We start from the raw sequence: 13,894 nt of genomic DNA on the forward strand, positions 1-13,894 counted from the left end.
CCAAGGCGCCTGAGCATGCTGGGCGTTCTGCAGGGTTTTTCCGTCATCTGGGTCGTCATCCTGGTGGGTTATCTGCTGGGCCGCGTCGACGTGCTCGGGCCGGACGGCGAGCGTATCCTCAGCCGTCTGGTGTTCTTCGTCGCCACCCCGGCGCTGATGCTGCAGACGCTGAGCCACACGGATCTGCGCGCCGTTTTCTCCACGTCCCTGCTGGTGGCCGCGTTGAGCGCCTTTGCGGCGTCGCTGGTCTACCTGCTGGTGGCCGGCGTCGTCCTCAAGCGCCCGACCGGAACGGCGCTGGTCGGTGCGATGTCCGCGTCCTTGGTCAATGCCGCCTATCTCGGTATTCCGATTGCGGTATATGTCCTCGGGGACGCCTCCTTCGCAGCTCCGGTGCTGATCTTCCAGTTGGCCTTCTACACCCCGCTCTTCGTGCTGCTGCTCGACAACGCCGGTCGCCGGCGCCGCGCGTCATTGTGGACTTTCCTGGGCCAGATACCCAGGAACCCGGTGCTGATTGCCTCGCTGCTGGGACTGCTGATCGCCGCAGTCGGGTGGCAGCCCCCGAATCTGGTCATGCAGCCATTCGTTCTGCTGGGCGGGGCGGCCGTCCCCGGCGCGCTGCTCGCCTTCGGGATTTCCCTTCATGGTTCAAGGCCCCTGCAGAACAGCGCCGGCCGCGCTGAGGTCTTACTGGCCTCCGCGGTCAAGCTGGCGCTGCAGCCGGCCGTCGCATTTTTCCTGGCCCGCTACCTGCTGGATCTTCGAGGACACGCCCTATTTGCCGCCGTCGTACTGGCCGCTTTACCCACGGCACAGAACGTCTTTATTGTTGCCTCCCGCTATAAATCGGGCGTGGCGGTGGCCAAGGACACCGTGCTGCTGACCACCGCCGTCGGGGTCCCGATTCTGGTCCTGGTTTCCGCCCTGCTGGCCTAAGGCGTTTCCGCCCTGCTGGCCTAAGAGGCACCCCTCCGCCGTCCGGTCACGTCCTCACTCTGCAGTGCGGTGACAGCAGAACGCGCCGAAGCAGCGGGTATCGTGGACACAGTGAAAAACGGCACCCGACTCATGAGGATCGCGGCCGGCTGGCTGCTGGGACTGATGCTGGCCGTGGCCGCCGCGATCATCACCATCACGATGGTAAATGCCAGCTTTTTCGGTCCGCAACAGCCCGTGCGCGATTACCTCCAGGCCCTGCGCGATGGCGACGGAGCCAAGGCCTTGGGCCTGCTCAAGGCGACCGTACCCGCGGGCAACCCCGCGGTACTGGACGGCAGCGGACTCAAGAGCGCGGCTGCGGCCATCGAGGACCTGCAGATCGGGGACCCTCAGGAGCAGGCAGACGGCCGGGTCAAAGTCCCCGCCAGCTACAAAATCGACGGAGCCGACCACAGCACCGAGTTCCTGCTGGAACCGGCCGGCAACCGGTGGCTCTTCTTCAGCACCTGGACGTTTGTTCCTGCTCCGCTGCCAACCATCGATGTTTCCGTCGTGAATGAAACGACCGCCTCACTGAACGGCGTAGGGGTCACCATGCCGTCGGGCCGGAGCACTTTTTCGGTCCTGTACCCGGGGCAGTACAAGGCCTCATTTCAGAGCGGACTATTCCAGGCCCCGTCGGTCACCACCGCCGTGACTTCGGCAGGGGACAAGCCCTTCGCCGTCGAGCTGAACACGGCGCCGTCGCCGAAACTCATGGCCGATGTCAACAGCCAGCTCCACCAGTATCTGGACGGTTGCGCCAAACAACAGGTGCTGCTTCCCGCCGGCTGCCCGTTCAGCAATCATTCGGACAACCGGATTGTCACCCCGGTGGTCTGGAGCATCGAAAGTTATCCAACGGTCGGGATCTCCGCCTACGGTGGGGAATGGGTGATCGCTCCACTGACCGTCAAGGCGCAGGTGAGCTACCAGGAACAGCAGCTGTACACGGGCGCGGTGGTACCGGTGGAAGAGGCGCAGAGCTTCGGCTTCACCGCCAAATTGGATACCGGCGGCGGGAGCGTCACCGTCACCCCCGTCGTGGATTATTGACCACAAGCGTTAGCGGGATGGCCCGCCCCGCGGGACCACGGGCGCGCGTTTAACCTGCCATCAGTATCGGGCGGCGCGTCCGGGTCGGTCTTCGGGCGCGCAGCGCGAGCTGCACCCTTTCCGCGACCCGGTGCGGTCGGTACAGGACATCAGGGTACTGGATCCGCAGCAGCACATGGCCGGAGATGCCGGCAGCCGCGTCACGCCATGGGGCAGACGCGAATTGCCCGGCCGGCGGCCGGCGCTCCAATCCAACGATCTCCGCGACGAGATAACCGTCGATCAGAAAGTGCACCACGCCCACACCGTGGACCCAGCTTTGGGCCTGAACCTCGAATCCGAACCGCCGGAACAGGATTCTGGCCAGCGTTTCCCACGGCGAATCGGCCCCCTCCTCCACCAGATCCAGCGCAGTTCGGGCCTTCCCATCACGACCTGCCGGGAGATGTCGACGCAGAACCTCCGGATCCACAAGTCCTTGATTCACCGCCGATTCCACCATGACCACGGACTCCGGTATGGGCAGGCAGAAAAGCGCATGGATCAGCACGTCTTCCAGCGCGGCCACCGGCGCACCAGTAACGGGGCACGACAGCGGTGCCGCGTGCAGCACGGTGCGCGGTTCAGGCAACGGAACGGGGTGCGGCCCGGCCCGGGGTGCGGAGTACAGGACCGGTTGCGGCCCCGTTTCCGGACCGCGGAGACCGTTGCCGACAGCAAGATGTATAAGGGAAGGCTCCGCCACCACCCACAGCCCATACTGCCCGGCGGCGGAGGCACAGGTCAGCACGCCGCGGTGGCGCAGCGCCTGCACGAACGCGGCGGGGGCGCCGGGAACCGCCAAAATCCCCCGCTCCCGTGTCTGCACCTGCTTCCCCGCGACCGCCCGGGCCAGCTGTGCCGTCGTGAAACCGCGCTGCACAAGGGCTTCCGTCCGTGCCGCCCCACCAAGGCTCCGCAAAACCTGCTCAACATCCATGCCGACAAGCATTCCAAGCCGCAACGCGGAGCGGCAGCATCGCTCGCCATTATGTGCCCGGCTGCGCCACCGGGGCAGGGTGTGGAGAGAGGATGACCGTATATTGGGCTATGCGACCCTATCGGCAATGTGCAACCCTCTTGGCAATGCGCGACCCTCTCGGCGAGGCACCGAACGGGCATGGCGTCGCAGCCTGCCCGTTAGTCCATTCCGAGCAGATCAAGCGTCAGCCCGGTGTCGCCGGAGGCGTCCAGCAGTACCGGAATGCCCCAATCCTGCTGGTACAGGTGGCAGGCTGCGTGGTCTGGGATCTGTCCGTCGGCCGTTTCCGGGCCGTCGCAGGCCGCCGCCCGAGCTGTGATATGCAGGACCCCCTCAGGGACGTCGGCTGAAAGTGTCAGCGTACGGTGCAGACCAATCGAAGTGCCGCCGCCCGCCGTTAGCAGATCAGGCGGTGTGGAGGAGACCTTCAGCTGCGTCGGGTCGCCCCAGCGGTCGTCCAGCTTCTGTCCCGTCGGTGCGGAAAAGCGCACCTGCAGGGCCAGCGCGCCGGGTGCCACCGGCGTCTTGGGACGCTGGGTCTGCGCGGCACCCTCGTCGACCTGCTGGGCTTCCTTGGGGACCGGCAACCGGACCAGCTGGTGCCGGTTGGCTTCCACCACAATCAGCAGCGGGGTGTCGCCGCTGCTGTCGAGCAGCACATCGGAAGGCTCTGCGAGCCCGCGGGCAAGGGTGCTCAGTGTCCCGGCGACCGGGTCGAAACGCCGGACAGCGCCGTTGTAGGTGTCCGCGACGGCGACCGAACCGTCCGGGAGCACGGTGACGCCCAGCGGGTGCTGCAGGCGTGCCTGCTCCGCGGCTCCGTCTCGGAAGCCGAAGTCGAAGAGTCCGGTGCCGACGGCGGTTTCCACCGCGACCTCCCCTGCGGCACCTTCCCAACCAGGTCGCACTGTCGGCACGTTAGCGGGCTCATTCGTGCCGGCGCTGCTACCTAGTTGCGCGGGGGGCGGAGTCGCGAACCGCAGCACCCGCAGCGCGGACGTTTCCGAATCAGCCACCCAAATGCTGCCATCCGGTGCCTCCGCGAGGCCGGACGGCTGAGCAAACCAGGCCTGACCGGCAGGGCCGTCCAGCAGCCCCTCCAGACCGTTGCCCGCCACGATGGTCACCTGGCCGGTCGCCGGGTCGAAACCAAAGATCTGATGCACGCCGGCCATCGCCACGGCTACACGGTTAAGCGCCGCCGACCAGACAACGTCCCAGGGAGATGACAGCGCGACCTCCAGCGGACACAAGCCCAGATCGCCGCCCGTCAGTGCGGCGCCGTCGTCGTCCACGCGGGCCGGGCCGCCCTCCAGCAACCGCTGCACACCGTTTCCGGCCAGCGTCCGCACGGAGCCGTCAGTCAGCCGCACGCCGCGCAACCGGTGGTTCACGGAATCGGCGACCACCACGTCGTACCCGGCCTGGGCGGCGACCGCATCCGGGAGCAGCGTCAGGCCCTGCGGCTCATTGAACTGCGCGGTCTCGGCCGTGCCGTCGGCATGCCCCTTCACGCCGGAGCCGATGGTCCGCCGCACGCTCTGCAGGTCCGGGCCGAGCTCCACCAGCCGGTGATGTCCGGTATCGGAGACCAGGAATCGGCCATTGGGCAGCGGGAGGACCTTGCCGGGGAAGCGCAGGGCGCCCGACGTCGGCGCCGGGGCAACGTACGGGCCGTCGCCACGGTGCAGCGTGCCCTTGGCCTCATGCTCCGCGATCAGCTCCGGAATCAGCGTCGCCAACCCGGCCGCGTGTCCCTCACCGGAAAGATGCGCCACGATGTAGCCCTCCGGATCGATGACCACCAAGGTGGGCCAGGCGCGGGCAGCGTAGGCCTGCCAAGTGAGCAGCTCCGGATCATCGAGCACGGGGTGGCGGATTTCATAGCGTTCGACGGCGGCGGCGAGGGCCACCGGGTCGGCCTCATGTTCAAATTTGGGCGAGTGAACACCAACGGTGACCAGCACGTCGGAGTATTCCTGCTCCAGCGGCCGCAGCTCGTCGATCACGTGCAGGCAATTGATGCAGCAAAACGTCCAGAAATCCAGCAGCACGATCTTGCCGCGCAGCTGCTCCAGCCCGAGTGTTTTTCCGCCGGTATTCAGCCAGCCGCGGCCCTGCAGCTCGGAGGCCCTGATTCTCAGGTGCGGTGCGGTTCCTACTGGTGCATCCACTATCGTTGTTCTCCCTGCTTCGCGTCGTGCACGGTACTGTCCCGGTGGGCCAGCCCGGCAAACATATCGTTGTAAGCACTCAGGTCTGCGTCATTATTCCGGTCCGCCGCACGGTCCTTGCGTTTGGTCTCGCGCTCATCCGATCGGGACCACATCACCGCAACGCCCAGGGCGACCAGCAGCGTGGGCACCTCACCGATTCCCCAGGCGATGGCTCCGGCGGCCTGCTGATCGGCAATCGCGGAGGCACCCCAGTTGCGACCCATGTTCCCGAAGTAGTCCCCGGCCAACAAGGCCGTGGAGCTCATCAGCGTCACACCGAAGAATGCGTGGAAGGCCATGGTGGCCAGGAGCAGCAACAGGCGCAGCGGGTAGGGGGCCCGACGGGGCAGCGGATCGATGCCGATCATGGTCAGTATGAAGACGTAACCGGTCAGGGTGAAGTGCAGAATCATCAGCTCGTGTCCGATGTGGTCCCGCATGGCGTAGCCGAAGGCGCCCGAGTAGTAGAAAAGCACGAGGCTGCCGGCAAAGTTGGCTGCCGCGAAAAGCGGGTGAGTTACGAGCTTCGAGAACCTGGAGTGGACAATCACCAGTATCCACTCGCGGGCGCCCCGACTGCCATCGCCGCGCGGGACCAAGGTTTTCAGGGCCAGCGAGACGGGGGCTGCCAGCACCATAAACAGGGGTGCCACCACCATCAGCGCCATGTGGTCCACCATGTGCGCGCTGAAGAGAACGCGGCCGTATACCGCGGGGCCGCCGGACGTGATGTAAACCAGCGACGCCATGCCGATCAGCCAGCAGATCAACCGCGGCACGGGCCATTTGTCTCCGCGCCGGCGGAGCTTGAGCACCGCGGATACGTAGAACGCCGTACTGACCAGCACAAAGGCTATCCAGAGCCAGTCCAGCCGCCACTGGCTGAACCAGCGGGAAAAAGTCAATTCCGGCGGCAACGGGTATCCGCTGAGGATGACCGCCGGGGTGGCGTCAGGGGCGAAGCTGGTGGGCTGCGGCGGAGCGGACCGGCTCAACGCCACCGCGATTCCACTGGTGGCTCCCATAATGATCAACTCACTAAGGATCAGTTGCCAGAGCACCCGGGTGGCGGACAGCGCCTGCTTGCCGGACGTGCCGCTCTCCAGCCGGGGGATGATCCAGGACCGGTGCATGTAGCCGATGCTGCCGAGCACGATGATGGCGACGGTTTTGGCCATGATCAGCTGGCCGTAGGAAGAGGAGAAGAGGGAGTCCCAGCTGGTCACGCGAATGGCCGCGTTGATGACACCGGAGGCGAAAACGACGAAGAAACACACCAGCGCCAGGGCGGAAAACCGTTTCAGTACCGGTGCGGTCAGCAGGCCCAGCTTGCCCGACACCGCGGCCAGCGCGATGATGCCGCCCACCCAGAGAGCAACTCCGATGATGTGCAGGAGCAGGGAATTCACCGCGCCCTCGTGGTCCGAGCCGCTCGAGGAGTGGCCGATCAGCGCCTGCGGCACGAGCCCGAGAAGGGCCAGCACCAGGGTCAGGCCCAATCCGGTCTGCGAACGGATTCCGAAACAAAGCGTCGTGACGACGGCGGCGAAGATGCAGATGGAGAGCCAGGCTTGGCCGGTGGGTTGGTCCGTCATGAAGTAGACCAACTGGTTCGAGTAATCGCCGGTTCCTGAAATCGGCAGGCCCGCGATGTCCGAATAGGTGAAGATAAGCACCGCCGCCGCGGAGATGGTCCAGAGGGCTCCGGCCCCGGCGGCCAGGGTCATGGCACGGGTAAAGGCGGGGTGCTCGGGCGCAGGAGGGTACGGCGCATCCCGGGTGCTCCGGGCGGCCCGTGCCGCGGGGCTGGACCGCGTGGGTTTGAGTTCCTTGGGCAGCAGCACCACCGCGAAAATGAGTGCGCCAATTACCGCGGCAATCGAAAGGTTATGGATGGTCAGGGAAACCGGTAATCCCCACCGGGTCAAAGCCCCCGGATCCACCAGTGCCTTGGCAGCGGCCGCGCCGGAAAAGATCAGGGCGATCACCAGGGCCAGCAGTGCGGCGCCGCCGCCGCCCAGCAGCCACACGCTTCGGATCCCCGCTGCGGCTACTGAGCCATGCGTGGAAGGGGTTTTCTGGGGAGCGGTGGTTACTGGCACACATCCATTCTCCGGCACCCCCTTGGCTTGCGCGAATCCGCGCTCCCTTGCCTTACGCGAATCCGCGCTCCCTTGCCTTACGCGAACTAGCGCCGGGGGAAGCCAGCCGCTGTCGGCTCCTTCCCAACTAGGTAGCAGCACCTGCACTCGAACCACGTTATGACTGCAGGTGCTGCTACCTAGTTGGGAGAGAAGAGCCCGCGTGACGGCGAAAGGCGGCCACCTTGCGGCAGCCACCCTCCGCCAATGCTTTACGAAACCATGCGAAGACTACTTCTTGGTGGAGACGGCAGCCTTGAGCTTAGAGCCTGCGGTCAGCTTGACGCTGTGGCCGGCGGCGATCTGGATGGCCTCGCCGGTCTGCGGGTTGCGGCCCGTGCGTGCGGCGCGGTCGGTGCGCTCAACAGCCAACCAACCCGGGATGGTGATCTTCTCGCCCGAGGCGACGGAACTCTCGAAAACCGAGAAAAGGGCGTCCAGCACAGCGTTCACTGCGGTCTGGCTGGTGTCAGCCTTAGCCGCGACCTCTGCAACCAATTCACTACGATTCTTAGCCATGTATGTCCTCCTGGACGTGGGATGGATGAAGCTTGCACGCCGGTTGCGTGCCAACCACTGTTAGCGAACATACCAGTTCCACCTCTCTAAATCGGCTACTTCTCGGGGTTTTTCGGGGATTTCCGTGAATTTTCCGGCCGTCATCGCGCTTTTTGCGCTCTCAGCCAACCTTTTGCCGTGCCGGTACCGGTCAACGGGAGCGACGACGGCGGCCCGCTGCCGCCGTCGTCGTTCCTCATCCACGTAGCAGCACACGCACTCAAACGCCGGAATGGATGCAGCTGCTGCGACCCAGATTCGAAACATGAAAAAAGGACGGCGGCCACAGGGGCCACCGTCCTTCTTGATGCGACGAAGCGAATCAGCTCACAAAACAGCCGTTTCTCTGCCGCAGCGACTTACCAGCTGGACTTGGTGATGCCGGGCAGCTCGCCCCGGTGTGCCATGTCGCGGAAACGGACACGGGAGATACCGAACTTCTGGAGCGTGCCACGGGGCCGTCCGTCGATCGTGTCGCGGTTGCGCAGACGCACCGGCGATGCGTTGCGCGGAAGCTTCTGCAGGCCCAGACGTGCGGCCTCGCGGGCCTCGTCGGTGGCGTTCGCGTCGACCAGAGTCTTCTTCAACTCGAGGCGCTTGGCGGCGTAACGCTCAACGATGACTTTACGCTGTTCGTTCTTTGCAATCATTGACTTCTTAGCCATATGTTTAGCGCTCCTCTCGGAATTCGACGTGCTGGCGGATCTTGGGATCGTACTTCTTCAGAACCAGACGGTCCGGGTCGTTACGGCGGTTTTTGCGGGTGACGTAAGTGAAACCCGTACCCGCGGTGCTCTTGAGCTTGATGATCGGACGTACGTCCCTGTCTTTTGCCATTAGAGCTTCACCCCGCGTGCCTGGATCTGCGCGACGACGGCGTCAATACCGCGCACGTCGATGGTCTTGATGCCACGGACCGAAAGGGTCAGGGTGACATTGCGGCGCAGGGACGGAACCCAGTAGCGCTTCTTCTGAATGTTCGGATCGAACCGACGCTTGTTGCGTCGATGCGAGTGCGAAATGCTGTGCCCAAAGCCCGGCTCGGCTCCAGTCACTTGGCAGTGAGCTGCCATGACTATCCTCCAAAAAAATGAATGTTCAGCGGTTTTACCCGCCATGAAATGCGTTCAGGGGCGTCCCTGGCCGGCAACCGAAGCAGCCGAGGTAATGGCGATTCCGCGCAACTTGAGCCCCTAACTACCGGCCTCCGGGAGATGAATCCCGGCAACCGGAGCAATTGCGCACGCTCCGCGCCACCTGACGCCTGTCCATTCTATGAGCTGGGGCGGATTAAGACCAATCGGTCGGTCGCCCCGGTAGCCCGCCCCGGCGCCGCCTGCTGAGCAGCAGATACTTCTTCGGGGCCGCATTACGACGTCTTCCTCCCCGACGGATGTGCCTGGGGTGCTGGGAATTGGGTGGCGTGTGGGTCAGGATGCTGGGGGCGTGTGAAGTTCCGGCCACCGCGGACTCAGGGCGTCGCCGGAGGAGACGCCACGCAGCCGCCGGCTAATCCACGGTCCCACGTATTCGCGCGCCCATTGGGCATTGGCCGCGGCCACCTTCAACCGGCTGAGCACCGGCAGAGGCTCCAGTTCCGGGACTTCCACCACGGATTCCCGGTCCAGCACAGCCAGCACACGCCGGGCCATATTAATGTGTCCCGGCGTGGACATGTGCATGCGATCCACGCTCCACATCCGCGGGTCGTCGTATTCATCAAAACGCCAGTAGTCCACCGTCAACGCGTCGTGCTTATCGGCTACCTCCCGCACCAGCTCGTTATAAATCGCGGTCCGCCCCCGGGTTTTCCCGAAAACCCCGGAGGCCTTGGAATCGAAGCCGGTGAACATCAGCACCGCAGCACCGGTGGCGCGGAGTTTGGCGATGCCGCGGCTGTAATCCCCCATTAGTGCGTCGATGTCGACTTTGGGCCGCAGAATGTCATTGGCTCCGGCGTAGATACTGACAAGAGTGGGGCCCAGCACCACGGCGGCATCGATCTGTTCACTCAGTACCTGCCGCATTTTCTTCCCGCGGATGGCCAAATTTGCATACCCTAGACCAGGTTCACCGGGCGCGAAGGACTTGGCGAGCTGTTCCGCCACCCGGTCCGCCCAACCGCGGCAACCGTGTGGCAGCACCGCATCGGTGTCACCCATGCCTTCGGTGAAAGAATCCCCGAGTGCCACGTATTTCGCCGTAAATTCCACACTTACCTCCGTCTCGGGGAACTGGATACCTAATCCTATGATCAATACCACCCTGGCTTGGAAGGTGCCGCCGAACCCCGTTCCCTTGAACCCCGTTCAGGAGCATCTACCCGCGCACCGAGTCGGGTTCCGGGATGCGTTACGCACTGGTTTCCTGCAGCAGACCGCCGCCAGCGGCAGGCCGGAAGGTTCCCCGAAACGGGGGGACTCTGTTCGTGTAGGCAGCGGTTGCCGGCCTTGAGACGGTTCCAGCGCGGGAGCTCTTGGTGCGCATCCAGCGGCCGACGACGAGATCAGCGGATGCGCACCGAGGGCGACCGACAACAGTTTCACCTTCCCGGCCGCCCGAGCAGCTTCAGCGCTTCGATTTAGCCGTCACCCTTCGCGGCCCCCACTCCGGTTCAGCTGCGGTTACGATTGGTGGCAACCGCCGAATCCGGCCGGATCCCAAACCGACCTCTCCGGAGATCCTTGACATAGAGAGCACCTCATGCCCACCAACCTGCGCCTCACCCCGAACGACGCGTTTCCCGAAAATCTCGACAAGATCGCGGACAAGAAACTGCAGATCCTCGACAGCCAAATACAGCGCCAGCTTGACCGCGAATATGTCGTGGATGGCGAACCGAACCCGGAGACGGAGTTTCGGCACTATGAAATTGACGAAGAATTCGTCGAGCGGGAGAGCGCTGAGAGCGCTGAGAGCGCTGAGAGCGCCGCTCCAACTAACGCCTAGAGGCCTGCCGCCACCTTCCGGGACGGAGCCGACACCCTTCAGCCGCCGGTGAAACCGTGAATGTCCGAGCCAGCTGATAGACCACTTGGTACCACTACCAAGGAGGCTGTCATGAAACTACTCGTTGCCACTGCCCTGACCCAGGGTGAGCGGCAGAACGACTATTGCTTCGCCGTCGAAGGTGAACTGGTATTTATCCTTCCGCCGTGCGCCGCAGACCGGAAGGATCCCGACGGGCCCTGCGGCTGCGGCCGGGGGTTTGCCGGCCTGGTCTCGCAACACGCGACGACCACGGCGAGGGTCACTGATGTGCCCGACGCCACCGCGCGGAACTATACAGAGGCGTTACGGAGCGGAATAAAGGACCAGGGATATCCGACAGACGGGGTAACCGATCTGTCCAACGGTCTCCTGGAACTGGCCTCGTACTGGCAGTTCGGCTCCGTCATCGAACGGCGCCTGGATCAATTCGCCCGCCGGGCGCTGTTTCACCCCATCAACGGCGCCGACCCTAATATCGCACCATCGGTTCACACGATCCCCGACGCCGATCTACTGGTTATTAGAACCAGATGCGCGGCCAAGGTACGCGAGACTGACGGATCCGGTTTCCCTATCGACGTTCTGGTCAGGGGCCGGGACGTGACCCTGCTGGAGTACCGTTTATGGCCCTCGGACCGTCCTGGTGAGGAATTCACGTGGACGTACAGGCCTGCCGCCCGGCTACGGTATTTGGGCAGTTCTGGAGAGTGGCAGCTGTTGTGGACCAGTGGAATGAACCAGTGGCACAGCTATGACACGCTGCCCCGCAGTGTGCAGGTCGCCGAGCTGCTGGATGAGATTGATGCGGACCCGCACATGCTGCTCCGGGCCAGCAGACCGTCATCCATTCCCTTTATCGAGAGGCGCCGGCCGTGCTGAATTACTGGTTAGGTGTAGTCAGCGCGGACCACGTCGCCCGGGGCGTACAGCTGGGAATTGCGCAGGTCGATCATGGCAAACCGGGAGCGTTGCGCCGGATGCTCCCCGGCGATGGCCTTGTTTATTACTCACCCCGAACCAGCCTGCTGGACGGCCTGATGCTGCAAGCCTTCACCGCCGTGGGACGGATAGCCGACGGCGACCCGTGGCAGGCCGACGAAGGCCAGTTCCAGCCGTGGCGGCGGCGGGTGACATACGACGACGGTGCGCCGGTGCCGCTACAGGCGCTCAAGCCACGCCTGCAGCTAACGCAGGAGAAGAACTGGGGCTACGCACTGCGTCGAGGTGTGATCCCCCTGGCCGAGGATGACTTTATTCTGATTCATGCGGCCATGCTCAATGTCGCCAGCGGAAAACCGCAGCCGCAGTCATGGAAGCATCCCGATCAGGATAGCGAGGGCTGAGGGCTTGGTGACGGACGATGATAGAGGAGTGAATCCTAACTCCGCGACACCGACCACGTGCTGATCCGCAGGGCCCGGCCAAAGCAACAGGTCCCAGAACAAAAGGGTGCAGGGCAAAAGGGTGCAGGGCAAAAGACGGAAATCTCGCGGGTGGGCATTTGGGGAACCAAGTACCGCAAGGCGACGGTGGGCCTGTTCAGTCTGGCCTTTCTCGTCGCGTATTCCGTCTCCGCCATCACCACGGCGATGCCCCGGGCAGCGCAGGAACTGCAGGGCCTTCCACTCTACGGCCTGGCCTTTGCTGTCACCATGGCGACCTCCGTGGTCGCGATGGCCTTCGCGGCGCCATGGATTGACCACTCCGGGCCGGGCGCGCCCCTGATGGCAGGCATCGCGGTGGATTGCCTGGGCCTGCTGGTGGCTGCCGCCGCGCCCACCATGGAAGTCCTCGTGGCAGGGCGCGCCATTCAGGGTCTGGGCGCCGGGCTGGAGGGCGTGGCCCTGTACGTGGTGATTGCCCGCGTTTTCCCGGCCGCCCTGCGGGCTAAGATGTTTGCCGCGCTTGCTGCCGCCTGGGTGCTGCCTTCAATTGTCGGGCCTGCGATCAGCGGAGCTGTGACTGATCAGTTCGGCTGGCGCTGGGTGTTCGTCTCCGTTCCCTTCCTGGCCGTCTCCGCCGTGGCACTGGTCCGCTCCGGCACCCGCGGTATGAACATGACCGCTCCGACCCGCGCTACGGTGTCCCGTATCAGGCTTCATCGTTTGGGCGTCCCCCAACTGCGCATTCCCCAACTGCGGCTTGCTCCGGTATGGCGTCGGCCCGGCTGGGCCCTTGCATCTGCCGTCGCAGTGCTGGTCCTGGGGAACGCAGCCCAGCGCACGCAACCCTGGTGGCCCGTGGAACTCAGCGTTGCCGTCGTCGTCCTGATTCTCGCCGTACCCAGATTGCTGCCGCAGGGAACCTGGCGTTCACGACGCGGCATGCCCTCGCTGATCCTGATGCGCGCGCTGATTGGCACCGCGTTCACGCTGGGCGATGTGTATCTGCCGCTGCTGATGATTCAGCAGCGCGGGCTGCCGGCGTGGCTTGCCGGGCTATCGCTCACCGTAGGTGGCATTACCTGGTTCACCGGTTCCTGGTTTGCCGGCCGCGGCGTCGTGGCACCGCATGGCCGGCTGATGCTCGGGGCGCTGGGAATCCTGCTGGGCGTGGTGATTTGCGCCCTGGTGGTGCTGCCGACCACGCCCGTGTGGATCGCGTGGCTGGGCTGGGCCTTCGCTGGGCTAGGGATGGGTATGGCCTACCCGACGCAGTCCGTCCTGGTGCTGGAGCAGGCGCCGCCCGCGGACCAGGGAAGCAATGCTTCCGCCCTGCAGTTGAACGAGACGCTGACCACCGCCGCCGTGCTGGGTGCGGTGGGTGCAGTCTTTGCCGCCCTGCTGGTCAATCCGGAGGCTGGTTTCGCCGTGGCATTTGGCGTCGCCGCGCTGCTGGCCCTCGCCGCGGGACTGGTCGCCCGGCGTACCGGCTAAGATCCCTACGGGGCCTCAGCGCATTTTGTGCAGCTCAAGCGATTGGCGCGGCTC

14 protein-coding genes are annotated in these 13,894 nt (G+C 64.7%); 6 read left to right on the forward strand and 8 right to left on the reverse strand.

Annotated features, from left to right (window positions below):
- Positions 1 to 15 precede the first annotated feature (15 nt).
- Positions 16 to 939 (forward strand): AEC family transporter, encoded by a 924-nt coding sequence (locus tag ACLLJI_RS19480; RefSeq protein ID WP_434615847.1) that lies wholly within the window; start codon positions 16 to 18, stop codon positions 937 to 939.
- A gap of 102 nt (positions 940 to 1,041) precedes the next feature.
- The gene (locus ACLLJI_RS19485; RefSeq protein ID WP_434615850.1) at positions 1,042 to 2,037 is read left to right on the forward strand and encodes a hypothetical protein; all 996 of its coding nucleotides are present in this window, start codon (positions 1,042 to 1,044) and stop codon (positions 2,035 to 2,037) included.
- A gap of 49 nt (positions 2,038 to 2,086) precedes the next feature.
- Here ACLLJI_RS19485 and ACLLJI_RS19490 read toward each other — a convergent pair whose 3' ends face one another.
- The 8 genes from ACLLJI_RS19490 to ACLLJI_RS19525 all read right to left on the reverse strand — a co-directional run bounded on the left by ACLLJI_RS19490 (position 2,087) and on the right by ACLLJI_RS19525 (position 10,186).
- Positions 2,087 to 3,016, reverse strand: coding sequence for a type IV toxin-antitoxin system AbiEi family antitoxin domain-containing protein (locus ACLLJI_RS19490; RefSeq protein WP_434615853.1), 930 nt, complete (start codon positions 3,014 to 3,016; stop codon positions 2,087 to 2,089).
- 200 nt (positions 3,017 to 3,216) lie between these two features.
- Positions 3,217 to 5,232, reverse strand: a complete 2,016-nt coding sequence (locus ACLLJI_RS19495) for an NHL domain-containing thioredoxin family protein (protein ID WP_434615856.1) — start codon at positions 5,230 to 5,232, stop codon at positions 3,217 to 3,219.
- The gene (locus ACLLJI_RS19500) at positions 5,232 to 7,376 is read right to left on the reverse strand and encodes a cytochrome c oxidase assembly protein (protein ID WP_434615859.1); all 2,145 of its coding nucleotides are present in this window, start codon (positions 7,374 to 7,376) and stop codon (positions 5,232 to 5,234) included. The genes ACLLJI_RS19495 and ACLLJI_RS19500 overlap by 1 nt, the downstream gene beginning before the upstream one ends.
- Positions 7,377 to 7,646: 270 nt before the next feature.
- A complete protein-coding gene (locus ACLLJI_RS19505) occupies positions 7,647 to 7,934 on the reverse strand; it encodes an HU family DNA-binding protein (protein WP_283560036.1) in 288 nt (95 codons plus the stop codon).
- Positions 7,935 to 8,332: 398 nt separating this feature from the next.
- Positions 8,333 to 8,638 carry a 30S ribosomal protein S14 gene (gene rpsN / locus ACLLJI_RS19510; protein ID WP_283560037.1) on the reverse strand — a complete coding sequence of 102 codons (306 nt, stop codon included), beginning with the start codon at positions 8,636 to 8,638 and terminating at the stop codon, positions 8,333 to 8,335.
- A 4-nt stretch (positions 8,639 to 8,642) separates the two neighbouring features.
- A complete protein-coding gene (rpmG, locus tag ACLLJI_RS19515) occupies positions 8,643 to 8,810 on the reverse strand; it encodes a 50S ribosomal protein L33 (RefSeq protein WP_196397816.1) in 168 nt (55 codons plus the stop codon).
- Positions 8,810 to 9,046: a 50S ribosomal protein L28 gene (rpmB, locus tag ACLLJI_RS19520; RefSeq protein ID WP_196397815.1), complete on the reverse strand. Its 237-nt coding sequence runs from the start codon at positions 9,044 to 9,046 to the stop codon at positions 8,810 to 8,812. Before rpmB ends, rpmG begins: the two co-directional genes overlap by 1 nt.
- 357 nt (positions 9,047 to 9,403) lie before the next feature.
- Positions 9,404 to 10,186, reverse strand: a complete 783-nt coding sequence (locus tag ACLLJI_RS19525) for an SGNH/GDSL hydrolase family protein (RefSeq protein ID WP_434615865.1) — start codon at positions 10,184 to 10,186, stop codon at positions 9,404 to 9,406.
- A gap of 490 nt (positions 10,187 to 10,676) precedes the next feature.
- On the opposite strand from ACLLJI_RS19525, the gene ACLLJI_RS19530 reads away from it, so the two are divergent.
- The 4 genes from ACLLJI_RS19530 (at position 10,677) to ACLLJI_RS19545 (ending at position 13,840) form a co-directional block, all read left to right on the forward strand.
- A complete protein-coding gene (locus ACLLJI_RS19530; RefSeq protein WP_434615868.1) occupies positions 10,677 to 10,922 on the forward strand; it encodes a hypothetical protein in 246 nt (81 codons plus the stop codon).
- 111 nt (positions 10,923 to 11,033) lie between these two features.
- A complete protein-coding gene (locus ACLLJI_RS19535; RefSeq protein WP_434615871.1) occupies positions 11,034 to 11,843 on the forward strand; it encodes a DUF7715 family protein in 810 nt (269 codons plus the stop codon).
- Positions 11,837 to 12,307 carry an EVE domain-containing protein gene (locus ACLLJI_RS19540; protein WP_434615874.1) on the forward strand — a complete coding sequence of 157 codons (471 nt, stop codon included), beginning with the start codon at positions 11,837 to 11,839 and terminating at the stop codon, positions 12,305 to 12,307. The genes ACLLJI_RS19535 and ACLLJI_RS19540 overlap by 7 nt, the downstream gene beginning before the upstream one ends.
- 150 nt (positions 12,308 to 12,457) lie before the next feature.
- Entirely contained in the window at positions 12,458 to 13,840 is a 1,383-nt protein-coding gene (locus ACLLJI_RS19545; RefSeq protein ID WP_434615877.1) for an MFS transporter, read from the forward strand.
- The last annotated feature ends 54 nt before the right edge of the window (positions 13,841 to 13,894 follow it).

Origin of the sequence: Arthrobacter sp. A5, assembly GCF_051131705.1 — a bacterium.
In the GTDB taxonomy this organism is placed as follows: Bacteria; Actinomycetota; Actinomycetes; order Actinomycetales; family Micrococcaceae; genus Arthrobacter_M.